Here is a 16,675-nt window from a genome sequence, read left to right on the forward strand (position 1 = left end):
GGCATCCAGTGCCGCGAAATGGGGCACAGGGTGCCGTGGATAAACGGGGTGTATGGGGCTTTTCAAGCTGCGGGGGCCGGGGCGAGCCCCGGGCCCTCGCGCGTCGGCTCCGCGGCGCAACTGCGGGGGCTTCGCCCCTGGACCCCGGACGCCGACTTCGGGGCGCGGCCCCGGGGCTCCGCCCCAGACCCCTCGCGCCCGCTGCGCGGCTTGGACTTGGGGGCTTCGCCCCCGGGCCCCTGAAAGCCGCCTGCGCGGCGCGGACTCGGGGGCTTCGCCCCCGGACCCCCCGGACGCGACCTTCGGCCGCGTGTCCTCAATCTCCCCCAGACTCTGTCCGGGGGCCCAGACGGGCACGTCACCGGGGTCGTGTTTGCCGTGGGCCAGGGGGCGTTGGTGGTTGCTGTCCGGTGGGTGGTTTCGCGGCGGACCGCAGCGGGGTCCGGGGCCGACCCGACGAGGGGTCCGGGGCCCGGTCAGGCGCGCGGGGCGCAGCCCAGGACGTGGGCCTTCACCAGCGCGCCGATCTCCGGGTCGCGCCGCCGGAACGCCTCGACCAGCGCCTCGTGCTCCTCCGCGTACGACTTCTGCACCGTCCCCAGCCAGCGGATCGACAGCGCCGTGAACACCTCGATCCCCAGGCCCTCCCAGGTATGCAGCAGCACCCCGTTCCTGGCCGCGCGCACCAGCTCGCGGTGGAAGGCGACCGTGTGCCGGACCTGCGCGGCCGAGTCCTCGGCCGCGTCCGCCGCGTACAGCGCCGCCACATGCGGCTCCAGCGCGGAGCAGTCCTCGGCCAGCCGCCCGGCCGCCAGCTCCGCCGCGATCTGCTCCAGGCCGGCCCGTACCGGGTAGCTCTCCTCCAGATCCGCGGCGGTCAGACTCCGTACGCGTACGCCCTTGTTGGGCGCGGACTCGATCAGCCGCAGGCTCTCCAGCTCCCGCAGCGCCTCGCGCACGGGCGTCTGGGAGACCTGGAGTTCGGTCGCGATCCGCCGCTCGACGATCCGCTCGCCGGGCTTCCAGCGACCGCTGACGATCCCCTCCACGATGTGCTCGCGGATCTGTTCGCGCAGCGAGTGGACGATGGGCGGGGTCATGAGGGCTCCCGGGGAGGACAGCGCGGACACAGGGGCCATTATTGCCGCCGCCGTCGCGGCGTGTACGCCTGGAGATACGGCAGCCCGTCCTCATCCCGGAACAAGCCTGCCTGGCACGGGTGTTGGGCCGCCGCCGGAGGCGCCGAGGAGGGGCTCGCGTATGCGTGTGGCCCCCGCCGGGAGGACCGGACGGGGGCCACACGCACTGCTGGTGAGCCTTACAGGCCGAGCTCGACCTCGAACTCGCCCGCCTCCAGGATCGCCTTGACGGCCGTCAGGTAGCGGGCCGCGTCGGCGCCGTCCACCAGACGGTGGTCGTAGGAGAGCGCGACGTACGTCATGTCGCGGATGCCGACGACCGTGCCCTCGGGGGTCTCGATGACCGCCGGGCGCTTGACAGTGGCGCCGATGCCCAGGATGGCGACCTGGTTCGGCGGCACGATGATCGTGTCGAACAGCACACCGCGCGAACCGGTGTTGCTGACGGTGAAGGTCGCACCCGCCAGGTCGTCCGGGGTGATCTTGTTGGCGCGCACGGCGCCCGCGAGCTCCGCGGTCTTCTTGGAGATACCGGCCAGGTTGAGGTCACCCGCGCCCTTGATGACCGGGGTCATCAGGCCCTTCTCGGAGTCCACGGCGATGCCGATGTTCTCCGTGTCGAAGTAGGTGATGGTGCCCTCGTCCTCGTTGATCCGGGCGTTGATGACCGGGTGGGCCTTCAGCGCCTGGGCAGCGGCCTTGACGAAGAACGGCATCGGGGACAGCTTGACGCCCTCACGGGCGGCGAAGGCGTCCTTGGCCTGGGCGCGCAGCTTCATCACCTTGGTGATGTCGACCTCGACGACCGAGGTCAGCTGGGCCTGGGTGTGCAGCGCCTTCATCATGTTGTCGCCGATGACCTTGCGCATGCGGGTCATCTTGACGGTCTGACCGCGCAGCGGGGACACCTCGAGAGCCGGGGCCTTCGCAGCGGCCGGAGCAGCTGCGGGGGCCGGGGCCTGGGCGGCGGCCTTCGCAGCCTCGGCGACGGCGATGACGTCCTGCTTGCGGATGCGGCCACCGACGCCGGTGCCCTTGACCGTGGACAGGTCCACGCCGTTCTCGGCGGCGAGCTTACGGACCAGGGGGGTCACGTACGCGTCGCTCGCCTCAGCCGCGGCGGGGGCGGCCGGAGCAGCCGGAGCCGGGGTGACGGGGGCCGGAGCGGCAACCGGAGCGGGGGCCGGAGCCGCCTGAGCCGGGGCCGGAGCAGCGGGCGCGGCCGGGGCGGGAGCCGCAGGGGCAGCCGGAGCCGGAGCAGGAGTGGCCGGAGCAGCGGCCTGGGCCGGAGCCGGGGCGGCGGGCGCCGGAGCCGCGGCCGGAGCGGCACCCGGGGCGCCGATCACGGCCAGCTTGGCGCCGACCTCCGCGGACTCGTCCTCGCCGACCACGATCTCGAGCAGCACGCCGGAGGCGGGCGCCGGGATCTCGGTGTCGACCTTGTCCGTGGAGACCTCGAGCAGCGGCTCGTCGGCCTCGACGCTCTCGCCGACCTGCTTGAGCCAGCGGGTGACGGTGCCCTCGGTGACGCTCTCGCCGAGCGCCGGGAGGACGACGTCCGTGCCGGTGGCGCCACCCGCGGGGGCAGCGGCCGGAGCCGGAGCCGCGGGCGCCTCGGCGGCCGGAGCCGGAGCGGCGGGGGCCTCGGCCGGAGCCGGAGCCGCGGGCGCCTCGGCGGCCGGAGCCGGAGCGGCGGGGGCCTCGGCCACCACGGTCTCGGCCTCTGCCGGAGCCGCGGCGCCGCTGCCGTCGTCGATGATCGCCAGCTCGGCGCCGACCTCGACGGTCTCGTCCTCAGCGACCTTGATGGAGGCCAGGACGCCCGAGGCGGGGGCCGGGATCTCGGTGTCGACCTTGTCGGTCGAGACCTCGAGCAGCGGCTCGTCGGCCTCGACGCGTTCGCCCTCGGCCTTCAGCCAGCGGGTGACAGTGCCCTCGGTGACGCTCTCGCCGAGCGCCGGAAGGGTTACGGAAACCGACATGGTTTCTGTTGCTCCTAACGAATGTGCGGAAGTGGTCGTCGCGCCCGAGGGGCTCAGTCGTGGGAGTGCAGGGGCTTGCCCGCGAGAGCCAGGTGGGCCTCGCCGAGCGCCTCGCTCTGCGTCGGGTGCGCGTGGATGAGCTGCGCGACCTCGGCCGGCAGAGCCTCCCAGTTGTAGATCAGCTGAGCTTCACCGACCTGCTCGCCCATACGGTCACCGACCATGTGGACGCCGACCACGGCACCGTCCTTGACCTGGACGAGCTTGATCTCGCCCGCGGTCTTCAGGATCTTGCTCTTGCCATTGCCCGCGAGGTTGTACTTCAGGGCGACGACCTTGTCCGCGCCGTAGACCTCCTTGGCCTTGGCCTCGGTGATGCCCACGGAGGCGACCTCGGGGTGGCAGTACGTCACCCGGGGCACACCGTCGTAGTCGATCGGAACGGTCTTCAGACCGGCCAGCCGCTCCGCCACCAGGATGCCCTCGGCGAAGCCGACGTGCGCGAGCTGGAGAGTGGGGACGAGGTCGCCGACCGCGGAGATCGTGGGGACGTTCGTCTGCATGTATTCGTCGACCAGGACAAAGCCGCGGTCCATCGCGACGCCCTGCTCCTCGTAGCCGAGGCCGGCCGAGACCGGGCCGCGGCCGACGGCCACCAGCAGCACCTCGGCCTCGAAGGTCTTGCCGTCCGCGAGGGTGACGCGCACGCCGTCCGCGGTGTACTCGGCCTTCTCGAAGAAGGTGCCCAGGTTGAACTTGATGCCGCGCTTGCGGAACGCGCGCTCAAGAAGCTTCGAGCTGTTCTCGTCCTCGACCGGGACCAGGTGCTTCAGGCCCTCGATGACGGTGACGTCGGAGCCGAAGGACTTCCACGCGGAGGCGAACTCGACGCCGATGACGCCGCCGCCCAGCACGATCGCGGACTGCGGGACGCGGTCCAGGACCAGCGCATGGTCGGAGGAGATGATGCGGTTTCCGTCGATCTCCAGGCCCGGCAGCGACTTCGGTACGGAGCCGGTGGCGAGGAGGACGTGGCGGCCCTGGACGCGCTGGCCGTTGACGTCGACGGAGGTGGGGGAGGACAGCCGGCCCTCTCCCTCGATGTACGTCACCTTGCGGGAGGCGATCAGACCCTGCAGGCCCTTGTACAGCCCGGTGATCACCTCGTCCTTGTACTTGTGGACGGCCGGGACGTCGATGCCCTCGAAGGTGGCCTTGACGCCGAACTGCTCACTCTCACGGGCCTGGTCGGCGATCTCGCCGGCGTGCAGCAGGGCCTTGGTGGGGATGCAGCCACGGTGCAGGCAGGTGCCGCCGACCTTGTCCTTCTCGATCAGGGCGACGTCCAGGCCCAGCTGCGCTCCGCGCAGTGCCGCGGCGTAACCGCCGCTACCACCGCCGAGGATCACTAGGTCGAAAACGGTGCTGGCGTCGTTCGCCACGTCACGTCCTCCATGCATGTGCGCCGGTCGCCGGCCTTCCATGACCGGGCGGCGGCTGGTGTTCGGCCGCTGATTCTTCGGCCCTGTGGTGGGGCCCTGTCCTGCCGAGAACCCATCTTCGCACTTGTTGACGGAAGGCGGGACGCGGGGCCGGGGCTTGAGATAGTGACGTTGAGCTCTTCCGGGGGTTACCCCCACGTACGGGGCCCCTGCGGCGGGGTCCGGGGCGAGGCCCGCCGCAGGCGCACCCGCTAACCCAGGTCGCCGTCAGCCGTGCGTTCCGCGAGCTTCACCAGCGTGCGGATCGCCGAGCCCGTGCCGCCCTTCGGCGTGTAGCCGAACGGCGCGCCCTCGTGGAAGGCCGGGCCCGCGATGTCCAGGTGCGCCCAGGTGATGCCGTCGGCCACGAACTCCTTCAGGAACAGACCGGCCACCAGGCCGCCGCCCATCCGCTCGCCCATGTTCGCGATGTCGGCGGTCGGGGAGTCCATGCCCTTGCGCAGCTCGCTCGGCAGCGGCATCGGCCAGGACTGCTCGCCGACCTCCTCCGCGATCTCGTGCACGGAGGTACGGAAGGCGTCGTCGTTCGACATGATGCCGAAGGTGCGGGTGCCCAGTGCCATCACCATCGCGCCGGTCAGCGTCGCCACGTCGACGATCGCGTCCGGGTTCTCCTCGGCGGCCTTGGTGAGCGCGTCGGCCAGCACCAGGCGGCCCTCGGCGTCGGTGTTGAGCACCTCGACCGTCTTGCCGCTGTACATGCGCAGCACGTCGCCGGGGCGGGTGGCGGAGCCCGACGGCATGTTCTCGGCGAGCGCGAGCCAGCCGGTGACATTGACCGCGATGCCCAGGCGGGCGGCCGCGACGACGGCCGCGAACACCGCGGCGGCGCCGCTCATGTCGCACTTCATCGTCTCGTTGTGGCCGGCCGGCTTGAGCGAGATGCCGCCCGAGTCGTAGGTGATGCCCTTGCCGACCAGGGCGAGCGTCTTGGCCGCCTTGGCGTGGGTGTAGCTGAGCTTCACCAGGCGCGGCGGGTTCTGCGAGCCCTGGCCGACGCCGAGGATGCCGCCGAAGCCGCCCTTGAGGAGCGCCTTCTCGTCCAGGACCTGCACCTTGATGCCGTTCTCCTTGCCGGCGGCGGTGGCCACGGCGGCGAAGGCCTCGGGGGTGAGGTCGTTCGGCGGGGTGTTGATCAGGTCGCGGGCGCGGTTGATCTCCTCGGTCAGCGCGATCGCGCGCTCGGCCGCGGCCTTGTACGCCTTGTCACGCGGCTTCGCGCCGAGCAGGGCGACCTCGGCGAGCGGCAGCTTGGCGCCGTTGCCGTTCTTGGCGTTCTTCGCGTCCTTCTCGGCGCCCTGGTAGGCGGTGAAGGCATACGCGCCGAGCAGCGCGCCCTCGGCGATCGCCTCCGCGTCCTCCGAGGCCTCGATGGGCAGGGCGAAGGCGGCCTTCTTCGTGCCGGTCAGCGCACGGGCCGCGGAGCCGGCGGCACGGCGCAACGACTCGGCCGGGTACGCCTCGTCCTTCTCCGGGGCCGGACCGAGGCCGACCGCGAGGACGACCGGGACCTTGAGACCGGAGGGGGCGGGGAGCTTGGTCACCTCGCCCTCGGCACCCGTGGCGCCGAGGCTGTCCAGCACAGAGGCGAGCTTTCCGTCGAACGCCTTGTCCACGGCCTCGGCGCCCGGCGCGACGACCGGGCCCTTGGCGCCCTTCGCGACGCCGACGACAAGGGCGTCGGCGCGGAGCGTCGCTGCGCCGGCGGTGCTGAGAGTGAGAGCAGTCACGGTGGTGAAATCTCGCTTCCGTTGAGTTCCAGGGCCGTAGAGGGGGTGGTGGGGACGGATCGACATCCCGCGCCGGACAAGAGCCTACGCTCGGTCACCTGGCCCGCTCACGGCGGCGGTAATGCACTCGTCCGTGGCGTCTCTCTCAGGTTCGGCGCCGATCCACCAGACTTCAGTGGCACGTACCCCTTCCCCTTCGTGGAGCCGGCCCCGTGAGACGCGTACCGCTGCTGTTCGCGCTGCTCCCGCTCGTACTGGCGGGCTGCACAACACCGCCGGACGACGGCAGACAATCTGCCGAGCGCCGGCGACCGGAGCCCGGCCTCGGCTGGCAGTGGCAGCTCAGCGGCAGGCTCGATCCGACGGTGGACGTGCCGGTGTACGACATCGACGGATTCGAGCACCCCGCGTCCGCCGTTGCCGATCTGCACCGCCGCGGCCGCAAGGTCATCTGCTATCTCTCCACCGGCGCGTGGGAGGACTTCCGCCCCGACGCCGAGAAGTTCCCGACGTCCGTACTCGGCCGCGGCAACGGCTGGGCCGGCGAGCGCTGGCTCGACATCCGCCGCACCGACATCCTCGAACCCCTGATGGCGGCGCGTATCGACATGTGCCGCACCAAGGGCTTCGACGCGGTCGAGCCGGACAACATGGACGGGTACGCCCACCGCACCGGCTTCCCCATCACCGCCGCCGACCAGCTCCGCTACAACCGTCTGATTGCCGGCCTCGCGCACGACCGCGGCCTTGCGGTCGGCCTCAAGAACGACCTCGAACAGATCCCGCAGCTGGTGGGGGACTTCGACTTCGCGGTCAACGAGCAGTGCGCCCAGTACGACGAGTGCGAGCAGCTGACGCCGTTCATCCGCGCGGGCAAGGCGGTCTTCCACGTCGAGTACGAGCTGACGACCGAGGAGTTCTGCCCCTTGGCCCGTCGGCTGAAGTTCAGCTCGATACTGAAGAAGTACGAGCTGGGGGTGTGGCGCAGGCCCTGCTAGGCACTCCGGCGGGCGAGGACGTAGCAGGTCGCGACCCGCAGGTCTGCATCGTCCCAGTTGGCCTCGACCGGCCATGTCGACCAGAAATGCCCGGGTTCCACGGACTCTCCGATCCAGGCGTCCGGCGCCTGCTGGTAGGCGCGGTCGCACTTGTCCGACACCTGCCGGTGCGCCGCCTCCTTGCCGGGGTAGGCGCCGCCGGAGCCGAGGCGGGCGGAGGCATAGATCCGCGCGTCGTGCGGATTCGTGCAGGGAACCACGGCGACCAGCCGCTCACTCGCGATGCCCGTGTTGAAGTCGATGCACTGACCGGGCTTGGTCTGATGGATGTACTTCACCGTCTTGCCCGCATCGAGGATGGGCTCCGAGGACGCGGGCAGGACCGGCTTCGACGCGCCGTAGCCGGTGAGCGTGAGTTCGGAGCGGATCGCGGTCACGCCGCCGAGGGCGCTGTTCTTTCCCTTCAGCAGGCGCGAGAGGTCGGCCGTCGCATGGGTGATCCGGCCCTTGCTGTCCACTGTCAGGGTGAACGGCAGGGGAGTGCCGACGCCTGAGGGCGCATCGAGGCCGTAGCGCAGTTCGTCCCTGATGTCGTCGGGGAAAAGGAGCCTTCCGGCCTCGTCGGGTGACAGTGATCCCGTGTAACTGCGGCCACCGTCGGCGGCGTTGCTCGCCTTCACGCCCTGAACCATCGAGAGGGAGTCCAGCAGCGTTCCGCCGATGGGTGCCTCGACTCCGCGCAGGCTGGTGATCGAGTCGCCCATCCTGTACGGCTCCGCGGCGCCTTGCGCGTACCGCAGCCAGTACGCCGACCGGCCCGAGCGATAGCGGGTGTACGTCGCGTCGACGGCGAGCCGCGCGGTCGGGTGCCCCCGGCTGTCTCCGAGGGTGGTACCGAGCATGGTGTCCTGGGCCGCGGCGGGAAAGCCCTTCGGCATCGTCCACGCGCGCGTGCCGTCTCCCCGGACGCCCGTGAAGTCGAGACGGCCCGTGGTCGTCAGGACCGCGTCGCCCTTCTTCGAGGCGTACGTCATCGTCTGGGTGAAGCTCGCGCTGCCGGCCCCCCTGGTCCGGCTGACCGCTCCGTATGGCTGAGCGTCGAGCGGCTTCGAGAACACCGGGTGCGGGGACGACTTCGGCTTCTTGTCCGAGGTCCCGCCCGAGCAGGCGGTGGCCAGCAGCAGCGGCACGGCAACGGCTGCGACGATGGGGAAGTGGCGTTTGATCACGACGGTTCGACCGGTGAAGATCCCCCACGGTTGCCCGCCCAGAGGTCACGGAAAGATCAAACCCGGCCGAGCGCCAGCGCGATCAGCGCAGCCGTTGCCGCCGTCTCGGCCAGCGCGCCGAACACGTCGCCGGTCACGCCCCCGAACCGGCGTACGCAGTGGCGCAGCAGGAGTTGGGCGGCAATCAGGCCGGCCGGCACGGCCAGGGCGTGGTGCACCGCCGCGTGCCCGCCGAGCAGCGCGCCCGCCCCCGCGCAGCCCGCGGTGACCAGGGCGGCGACGGCGAGAGATGTGCGTACGGGAACGGTCTCCGCGACCGCCGCGCCCAGGCCCTCCGGGCGGGCCGCGGGGACGCCGGTGCGCGAGGCGAGAGTGAGGGCGAGGCGCGCGGTCACGCCCGAGACCGCCGCGGCCAGCGCTCCGTAGGCCCAGCCCCGGTCGTACAGCCCGGCCACCGCGGCGACCTGGGCGAGCAGTACGAACAGCAGCGTGATGACCCCGAACGGACCGATGTCCGACTGCTTCATGATCCGCAGCGCATCCTCGGCGGGCCTGCCGCTGCCGAGCCCGTCGGCCGTGTCGGCGAGGCCGTCCAGATGCAGGCCCCGGGTGAGGGCGGCGGGGACGGCGACGGTGGCGACCGCGGCGAGCAGCGGGCCCGCGCCCAGCAGCGTCAGCACACCGCCGGCTGCCGCCGCTGCCAGGCCGACGACCAGGCCGGCGAGCGGCGCGCTGAGCATTCCGGCGCGTGCCGCGTCCCGGTCCCAGCGCTTCACACGGACGGGGAGCACGGTCAGGGTGCCGAAGGCGAAACGTATGCCGGTCAGTGGGAGCACCGGCGAAGGGTAGCCCGGCCCGACTGACGGTAAGTTGCGCATAACGCGCGAATCGGGAGCGGGTGGCATGGGTCACTGGTTTTACCGCAACATCGTCGAGCCGGGGAAGCTCCCCATGCTGCTCGCGCTGGCCTCCTTTGTACTTACCTTCCTGATCACCCGTATGGTCACCCGGCTGATCAGGGCGGGCAGGGGGCCGTTCAAGAACGTCACGCCCGGCGGCATGCACATCCACCATGTGGTCCCCGGCATCTTCCTCACCGTCATCGGCGGCTTCGGGGCGGTCGGCAGTGGGCGGTACGGCGCCGCGGCGGCGGTCTGCGCGGTCATCTTCGGCATGGGCGCCGGCCTCGTGCTCGACGAGTTCGCGCTGATCCTCCATCTCGACGACGTCTACTGGACCGAGCAGGGCCGTCAGAGCGTGGAGGTGGTGGTGCTCGCCGCGGCCCTGGCGCTGCTGGTCCTCAGCGGCTTCTCGCCGCTCGGCGTCAATGAAGTGACCCCCGGCGAGCGCCAGGACCGCGCCCAGCTGATCCTCACGCTGGCGGTCAACTTCCTGCTGGTGCTCATCACGATGTTCAAGGGCAAGCCACGGATGGCCCTGATCAGCGTTCTGCTGCCATTCGTGGCGATCGTCGGGGCCGTCCGGCTGGCCAGGCCCGGCTCATTCTGGGCCCGCCGCTTCTACCGCAACCGGCCCAAGGCCCGCGCCAAGGCGGGGCTGCGCTCGTTCCACCACGACCGCCGCTGGAACCGGCCCCGGCGCAGATTTCAGGACCTTATCGGCGGCGCGCCCGATCGACCCGAGGTGCCTGACGCGCCCGATGGACCCGAGGTGCCTGACGCGCCCGATGGACCCGAGGTGCCTGACGCGCCCGATGGACCCGAGGTGCCTGACGCGCCTGATCGACCCGATACGCCCGACCGGCCCGGGGCGCCCGACCGACCTGACGCGCCCGGGTCCCACGCACCCGGGTCCGAGCCGCCGCCCGACCGGCCCGCCTCCCGCGACGGCTGACGACGGTGAAGCCGGTGCCGCCGGCGGCGCAGCGTCGAGAGCCCGATCACGGCAAGCGCCGCGGCGATCGCCGCCAGATGCTCCTTGCCCGCCAGATTGTTCTTCACCAGCACCTCGACGATCATCGACGCGATCACGAGGGACGCCGTGAGCCAGGCCCCGTGGCGCCAGCAGACGAAGACCGCGAGGCCGATGACCGCCGCCGAGGGGCCGGTGTCGACGATCAGGGCGTCCGACGCGGGCAGCCCGAAGACGGAGTCGGGGCCGAGCGAGATGCCGATCCGCGCGTACGTCGTACCGGCCAGCGTCGACAGATACGCGATCACCAGCGTCCGGTACCGGCCCAGTGCGATCTCGGCGATTCCGAACACCAGCAGGATCTGCGCCAGCGCGCCCCACACCGGCAGATCCAGCGCCGGTACGAACAGCGAGAGGGGGGTGCGCAGCAGGGCGACCCAGAGCGGATCCTCGGCCTTCACGAAGCCGATGTTGCGGACCGGGCCGAAGCCCCAGGACTGGTTCTGGATCAGCTGGAAGAACGCTGTGAGGCAGACCGCCCCGAGCGTCATCGAAAGGGCCCGCCACTTCTTGGTGACGAGCGCCCTCCGCAGGGTCGCGTACAGCGGACCCCACTCACGGTGCGCGAGCGCGCTCACCGTGCTCACCGCTTGGTCTCCAGGTGTCTGCGGTGCAGCCACTTGGGCAGCCCGGGCGCCTCCAGGAATCCCTCGGCGCGGCCCGCGGCGACACCGATGCGCAGCAGGTCGGCGCTCTTTTCGAAGAGCATGAAACGCGGCTCCCAGATCGGTCGGTACTTGGCGTTGGCCCGGTAGAGGGACTCGATCTGCCACCAGCGGGAGAAGAAGCTGAGGAGCGAGCGCCACAGCCGCAGCACCGGACCGGCGCCGAGCTTCGAGCCACGTTCGAAGACCGATCTGAACATCGCGAAGTTCAATGAGACCTGCGTGATCCCGATCTCCTTCGCGCGCTGCAGGAGTTCGATGACCATGAACTCCATGAGGCCGTTCTCGGAGTCACGGTCACGCCGCATCAGGTCGAGCGAGAGCCCCTTGGGGCCCCAGGGCACAAAGCTGAGCACCGCCCGTAACCCGCCCTGGCCGTCGGTGCATTCGAGCATCACGCAGCGGCCGTCGCCGGGGTCGCCGAGCCGCCCCAGCGCCATCGAGAAGCCGCGCTCGGTGGCCCCGTCGCGCCAGTCGTCGGCCCGCCCCAGCAGGACGTCCATCTCCTCGGGCGGGATCTCCTCGTGGCGGCGGATCCGTACCTCGTAGCCGGCCCGTTTGACCCGGTTGTAGGCCTGGCGCACGGTCCGCATCGCGCGCCCGTCCAGGGTGAAGTCGTCCGTCTCGACGATCGCTTCGTCGCCGAGCTCCAGGGCGTCCAGGCCGTGGCGCGCATAGATCGTGCCGGCCTCCTCGCTCGCCCCCATCACGGCCGGGATCCAGCCGTGTTCGCGGGCCTCCGCGAGCCACGGGTCGATCGCGCCGGGCCAGGCCTCCGGGTCGCCGAGCGGATCGCCGGAGGCGAGCGAGACCCCTCCCACCACCCGGTAGGTGACCGCGGCCTTCCCGGTGGGCGACCACACGACGCTCTTCTCACGGCGCAGCGCGAAGTAGCCGAGCGAGTCGCGGTCGCCGTGGCGCTGAAGCAGGACGCGCAGTCGCTCCTCGTCGTCCTCGGTGAGCGGGTCGACCGCGCGGCGGGAGCGGAAGGCCGCGTACAGCACGGCGAGCAGCAGCAGCGTGGACAGGACGTTGATGGTGACGTTGACCCAGCCGGGCGTGCTGATCCCGGTGAAGCCGGAGTCGTCGGCGGCGAGCGACACCAGCCGCATCACGCCGTAGCGCCAGCGCTCCAGGAAGGTGGAGTGGCCGGCCGATGTGTTGGTGGCGGTGACGAGTATGGCCGCGAGCAGCGAGGTCAGCAGCAGCCCGCCGATCGCGACGGCCGTGGCCAGCTTGGGGTTGGCGCGGTCGCCCTTGGCGTAGAACTCCCGCCGTCCGAGCAGCAGCGCGAGCACGAAGGCGGCGGTCAGGACGAGCGAGGTCCAGTTCTGCGCGTGCTCCCTGATGGCCGGGTCGACGGCGAGCGCCAGGACGAACAGCAGCAGAAAGAGCCCGGCCAGTACGGAGTTGAGGATCCAGGCGGCCCGCTTGCGGCGGCGCATGGTGATCGCCAGGAAGAGCGTGAAGACCCCGGAGGCGAAGCCCGCCGTCAGCAGATACGGCGTAAAGAAGTCATCGATGTTGCGCCGCCGGAGATCCTGCCCGAAAGAGACCCATACAGCGCTCAGGAGGTTGATGAACGTCACCGCGCGCAGGTACCAGACGGCGAATGCCGCGCTGCGTCGTGAGCGGACGGTGCTTCGGCTCGTACTCCGGCCGGCCTCTTCGCTGGACAAACGGACCTCTCCCATGAAACGCGATGATATGGGGCATCTCGCGTCATGATGGGCGAGGTGCGGCGGCCTGTGGCGGCCGCACCCAACGCGTCAGTCCGTGTCGCCCTCCACCGGCTCCACCGGCTCGGTACGCTCCGGCAATTCGGCTGCGAGCGCGGCCGAAGCCTGCACGAGGGGGAGTGCGAGCAATGCCCCGGCTCCTTCGCCCACAGTGACGCCGTGATCGAGGAGGGGGTTGAGCGCCATCCGGTCCAGGGCCTTGGCCTGCGCCGGTTCGCCGCTCAGCTGGCCCGCCAGCCACCAGTCCGGCGCCCGGAACGCCGCACGCTGCCCCACCAGGGCACACGCCGCCGAGACCACCCCGTCGAGGATCACCGGCATCCGGCGTACGGCGCTCTGCAGCAGGAAGCCCGTCGTCGCGGCCAGATCCGCGCCGCCCACCGTCGCCAGCAGCTCCAGCTGATCGCCGAGCACCGGCCGGGCCCGCCGCAGCGCGTCACGGATCGCCGCGCACTTGCGCATCCAGGCCAGATCGTCGATGCCCGCGCCGCCGCGGCCGGTGACCACCGAGGCGTCCGTGCCGCACAGGGCGGCGATCAGGGTGGAGGCCGGTGTGGTGCCGCCGACGCTCAGATCGCCGAGCACGACCAGGTCGGTGCCGGAGTCGGCCTCCTCGTCGGCGACGGCCATGCCCAGGCGTACGGCCGCCTCGGCCTCCGCCACGGTCAGCGCGTCCTCGACGTCGATACGTCCGCTGCCGCGCCGCACCCGGCGGCGTACGACATCCTCGGGCAGCAGCTCGGGGCCGCAGTCCAGAGAGGCGTCGACGATCCGCACCGGTACGCCCATCCGGCGGGCCAGCACCGCGACGGGGCTCGCGCCCTCCAGTGTGGCCCGCACCAGCTCGTGCGCGGAGCCGGACTCCCGGCCGGAGACGCCCAGTTCGGCGACCCCGTGATCACCGGCGAACAGCACCACCCGAGGCTGCTCGATCGCCTTGACCGGTACGGAGGCCTGCGCGGCGGAGAGCCACTCGCCCAGCTCGTCGAGCCGGCCGAGGGAGCCGGGCGGGACGATCAGCCGCTCCCGGCGTTCCTCGGCGTCACGCCGCATGCCGCTGTCGGGGCGCTCGATCAGATCGGAGAAGTCGTCGAGATTCAGCCTGCTCATTCGCCGAACAGTACCGGCAGCGGTGTCCCGGCAGGGCAGCGCCCGTCAGCCGCGCAGCACGAGCGCCTGACCGGCGACGACCAGGAGCAGATGCTCGCACTCCTCGCCGAAGGCGGCGTTGAGACGGCCGAGTTCGTCGCGGAAGCGCCGGCCCGACGCGGTGGCGGGCACGACACCGGAGCCCACCTCATTGGTCACCGCGACGACGGTGCGCTGGGTCTGCCGTACGGCCTCGACCAGTTCGGCGACCCGCTCGTGCAGTGCGCGCTCCCCGTGCGCCGCCCACTTGGCGTCGTCCCAGGCGCCCACCCGGTCCATCGCGTCGGTGAGCCACAGGGACAGACAGTCGATCAGCATCGGCGGCCCGTCCTCGGCGAGGAGGGGTACGAGGTCGCAGGTCTCGGTGGTACGCCAGGCGCCGGGCCGGCGCTCGCGGTGCCGGGAGACGCGGGCCGACCACTCGGCGTCCCCGTCCCGGCTGCCGCCCGTCGCGACGTACAGCACCTCGGGGAAGGACTCCAGGCGCCGCTCGGCCTCGAGCGACTTGCCCGAGCGGGCGCCGCCGGTGACGAGGGTGCGGCGGGGGAGATCGGGTACGGCGTGGTACTCGCCGACGATCAGCGTCGTCCCGTCGGGCACGGCCCGCGCGCCCGCGGCCGCGAGGCGGCGGGCGAGCTCGGGACCGCCGGGAGCGTCGTGGTCCAGGTGCACCGCGACGATGTCGGTGGTCGAGCCGATCGCGCCGGAGGCACGCAGCCGGGCGATGGCGTCCGGCCGTCCGACGACATCGCCCACGACCATCTCGTACGCGGCGAGGCCCTCTGCGAGGCCCGCGGGCGCGGCGCCCGGCGGCATGTACAGCAGCCGCTCGCCCTCCGGCGACGTCACCTCGTACCCGGTACCGGGGTTGTCCATCGGCATGGCCCGCACCCGGTGCCCGCTGATCAGCGTCAGCTCCTGCCCGTCCGGCACCCGCCCGGCCGTGGGCAGCCCGGCGGGCAGTTCCACGGCCGGCCCGTCGTGAGGATGCGTCAGCAGCACCTGCCGTACGCCGACGAGTGAATGCCCGGACCGCGCGGCGGCGAGCGCGGCGCCGGGCGTGAGGTCGAGCAGCAGGGCCCCGTCGACGAGCAGCGCGGTGGCCGCCCGCGCATACGGCCCGCGGGCCGTGGCGCAGACGGCGCACGGGCAGTCGGAGCGGGGCAGTCCGGCGGGCGCGCCGGTGCCGAGCAGAGTCAGTTCCACGCCTCTGATCCTCCCGCGTCACCGCGGGCGATGCGCGCCCGGATACGCTGCGGGCAGGATAGTGATCAGCTGGTGGCCCCTGGGAGTGGGAGGCGGACATGGCATGGACGTGGCGTTTCGAGAAGTCCGACGGCACGGAGGTCCAGCCGGCGGTGCAGCCGGAGGAATTCACGACGCAAGGTGACGCGGAGTCCTGGATCGGCGAGTACTGGAAGGACTTGCTCGAGGGCGGCGCGGACCAGGTGGTGCTGTCGGAGGACGGCGCGAAGATCTACGGCCCGATGAGCTTGAACGCGGAGGGCTGACAGCAGGGGGCGCGGGGTCCGCGACGCGGGAGGCCGGCCTGCACGACACGGGCTCCGCGGCGATAGGGGACCCCGTGCCCTTGGCCGTGCCGGCCGGGGTGGGTGGGCGTCGGCCCCCGAGGCCCGGCCAGGGTGAGGCAGGCGCCGAGCGCGACGACCCAGCGGTGCGGGCGGAAGTGCGCGTACAGCGCCCGCCAGGTTCCCCGGGCTTGCAGCATGGCGCACGACTTCTCGTTTCGCTCTTTCGGTGGATTTCCCGGCGGCGGCTGCACCGGCGGCTGCGGTTGTCACTTCGGCAAGGCCGCGAAAATCCCCAACGCACCTGAGCCGGGGCCGGGTCCAGCGCCCAGCCGCTGCGCAGCTCAGCCGCGTACGCCGCACAGATGCAGCAACGCCGCCACCCGCCGGTACGGCTCCGTGCGCCCCGCACGGTCCTCCGCCGCCAGCAGCCGCTCCAGCTCCGCGGCGGCCGGCAGCTCGCACTCCACCGGCACGTTGTCCGTGAAGACCCGCACCCCGTACCAGGCGTGCAGCGGCGCCGCGATACCCGCCAGCGTCGCCGTCAGCGCATCGAGACGGTCGGCCCGCACGGGCAGCCCGAGCCGGTTGGTGTACGTGTTCGAGTCGAAGGCGGCCAGTGCGCCCGCCCAGTCCCCGTCCAGCGCCGGCCGCATGGCCAGCGCGTCCCCGTTCCGTACGAGCAGGGAGAGCAGCCCGCCCGGCGCCAGCATCCTGGCCAGGCCGGCGAGCATCGCGTCCGGCTCCGGGACATACATGAGCACCCCGTGGCAGAGCACCACGTCGAAGCTGCCCGGCAGAAAGTGCACACCGGTTTCCCGGCCGTCACCTTCGATCAGCCGGACCCGCTCCCGGATCCCGGCCGGCTCGGTGGCGAGCGACTCACGGGCCACCCGGAGCATGTCGGGTTCGGACTCCAGGCCCGTCACCGTGTGCCCGGCCCGCGCCAGGCGCAGCGCCTGGGTGCCCTGCCCCATCCCCACGTCGAGTATCCGCAGCCGCTGTCCTACCGGATAGCGGGCGGTTATCTGCTCGTCGAGCTGGCGGGCGACGAGCTCCTGGCGGACGGTGTTACGCAGCC

The 16,675-nt window shown here is 71.7% G+C and carries 12 protein-coding genes and 2 pseudogenes; 3 read left to right on the top strand and 11 right to left on the bottom strand.

Features of this window, described 5'->3' with window-relative positions; genetic code table 11:
* Positions 1-476: 476 nt before the first annotated feature.
* The 4 genes from ACQEVG_RS08735 to ACQEVG_RS08750 all read right to left on the bottom strand — a co-directional run bounded on the left by ACQEVG_RS08735 (position 477) and on the right by ACQEVG_RS08750 (position 6,353).
* A complete protein-coding gene (locus tag ACQEVG_RS08735; RefSeq protein WP_432979486.1) occupies positions 477-1,100 on the bottom strand; it encodes a GntR family transcriptional regulator in 624 nt (207 codons plus the stop codon).
* A 218-nt stretch (positions 1,101-1,318) separates the two neighbouring features.
* Positions 1,319-3,121 carry a 2-oxoglutarate dehydrogenase, E2 component, dihydrolipoamide succinyltransferase gene (gene sucB, locus ACQEVG_RS08740; protein ID WP_432979489.1) on the bottom strand — a complete coding sequence of 601 codons (1,803 nt, stop codon included), beginning with the start codon at positions 3,119-3,121 and terminating at the stop codon, positions 1,319-1,321.
* 53 nt (positions 3,122-3,174) lie between these two features.
* On the bottom strand, positions 3,175-4,563 hold the full coding sequence (gene lpdA, locus ACQEVG_RS08745; protein ID WP_360866506.1) for a dihydrolipoyl dehydrogenase: 1,389 nt from the start codon (positions 4,561-4,563) through the stop codon (positions 3,175-3,177).
* Positions 4,564-4,814: 251 nt separating this feature from the next.
* Complete coding sequence (locus tag ACQEVG_RS08750; RefSeq protein WP_432979493.1) at positions 4,815-6,353, bottom strand: leucyl aminopeptidase; 1,539 nt, start codon at positions 6,351-6,353, stop codon at positions 4,815-4,817.
* 212 nt (positions 6,354-6,565) lie between these two features.
* Here ACQEVG_RS08750 and ACQEVG_RS08755 point away from each other — a divergent pair, with 212 nt between their 5' ends.
* On the top strand, positions 6,566-7,351 hold the full coding sequence (locus ACQEVG_RS08755) for an endo alpha-1,4 polygalactosaminidase (protein WP_432979496.1): 786 nt from the start codon (positions 6,566-6,568) through the stop codon (positions 7,349-7,351).
* Here ACQEVG_RS08755 and ACQEVG_RS08760 read toward each other — a convergent pair.
* A complete protein-coding gene (locus ACQEVG_RS08760; RefSeq protein WP_432979499.1) occupies positions 7,348-8,580 on the bottom strand; it encodes a hypothetical protein in 1,233 nt (410 codons plus the stop codon). The genes ACQEVG_RS08755 and ACQEVG_RS08760 overlap by 4 nt on opposite strands.
* A 56-nt stretch (positions 8,581-8,636) precedes the next feature.
* Positions 8,637-9,458, bottom strand: a complete 822-nt coding sequence (gene cobS / locus ACQEVG_RS08765; protein WP_432979502.1) for an adenosylcobinamide-GDP ribazoletransferase — start codon at positions 9,456-9,458, stop codon at positions 8,637-8,639.
* Positions 9,459-9,483: 25 nt separating this feature from the next.
* Between cobS and ACQEVG_RS08770 the strand changes: the two are divergent.
* Positions 9,484-10,230, top strand: a pseudogene (locus tag ACQEVG_RS08770) (hypothetical protein); the annotation flags it as partial.
* A 221-nt stretch (positions 10,231-10,451) separates the two neighbouring features.
* Here ACQEVG_RS08770 and ACQEVG_RS08775 read toward each other — a convergent pair.
* The 4 genes and pseudogenes from ACQEVG_RS08775 to ACQEVG_RS08790 all read right to left on the bottom strand — a co-directional run.
* Positions 10,452-11,099 (bottom strand): annotated as a pseudogene (locus ACQEVG_RS08775) (hypothetical protein); the annotation flags it as partial.
* The gene (locus tag ACQEVG_RS08780) at positions 11,096-12,871 is read right to left on the bottom strand and encodes a phosphatidylglycerol lysyltransferase domain-containing protein (protein ID WP_432979505.1); all 1,776 of its coding nucleotides are present in this window, start codon (positions 12,869-12,871) and stop codon (positions 11,096-11,098) included. The pseudogene ACQEVG_RS08775 and the gene ACQEVG_RS08780, both read right to left, overlap by 4 nt.
* Before the next feature lie 75 nt (positions 12,872-12,946).
* Positions 12,947-14,017, bottom strand: a complete 1,071-nt coding sequence (gene cobT, locus ACQEVG_RS08785) for a nicotinate-nucleotide--dimethylbenzimidazole phosphoribosyltransferase (protein WP_432985183.1) — start codon at positions 14,015-14,017, stop codon at positions 12,947-12,949.
* Positions 14,018-14,071: 54 nt separating this feature from the next.
* Entirely contained in the window at positions 14,072-15,271 is a 1,200-nt protein-coding gene (locus ACQEVG_RS08790; RefSeq protein WP_432979508.1) for a bifunctional adenosylcobinamide kinase/adenosylcobinamide-phosphate guanylyltransferase, read from the bottom strand.
* Positions 15,272-15,369: 98 nt separating this feature from the next.
* Between ACQEVG_RS08790 and ACQEVG_RS08795 the strand changes: the two genes are divergently transcribed.
* On the top strand, positions 15,370-15,576 hold the full coding sequence (locus tag ACQEVG_RS08795; RefSeq protein ID WP_360866491.1) for a hypothetical protein: 207 nt from the start codon (positions 15,370-15,372) through the stop codon (positions 15,574-15,576).
* Positions 15,577-15,938: 362 nt separating this feature from the next.
* Here ACQEVG_RS08795 and ACQEVG_RS08800 read toward each other — a convergent pair whose 3' ends face one another.
* Positions 15,939-16,673, bottom strand: coding sequence for a class I SAM-dependent methyltransferase (locus ACQEVG_RS08800; protein ID WP_432985186.1), 735 nt, complete (start codon positions 16,671-16,673; stop codon positions 15,939-15,941).
* Positions 16,674-16,675: the final 2 nt, after the last annotated feature.

The sequence above is a fragment of the Streptomyces sp. CA-135486 genome, from assembly GCF_050936555.1.
Taxonomy (GTDB): domain Bacteria; phylum Actinomycetota; class Actinomycetes; order Streptomycetales; family Streptomycetaceae; genus Streptomyces.

Bases quoted from the DNA above. Each gene is read 5' to 3' on its own strand.
- ACQEVG_RS08735 (WP_432979486.1), bottom strand. From the start codon at position 1,100: ATGACCCCGCCCATCGTCCACTCGCTGCGCGAACAGATCCGCGAGCAC.
- sucB (WP_432979489.1), bottom strand. From the start codon at position 3,121: ATGTCGGTTTCCGTAACCCTTCCGGCGCTCGGCGAGAGCGTCACCGAG.
- cobS (WP_432979502.1), bottom strand. From the start codon at position 9,458: ATGCGCAACTTACCGTCAGTCGGGCCGGGCTACCCTTCGCCGGTGCTC.
- ACQEVG_RS08780 (WP_432979505.1), bottom strand. From the start codon at position 12,871: ATGGGAGAGGTCCGTTTGTCCAGCGAAGAGGCCGGCCGGAGTACGAGC.
- ACQEVG_RS08795 (WP_360866491.1), top strand. From the start codon at position 15,370: ATGGCATGGACGTGGCGTTTCGAGAAGTCCGACGGCACGGAGGTCCAG.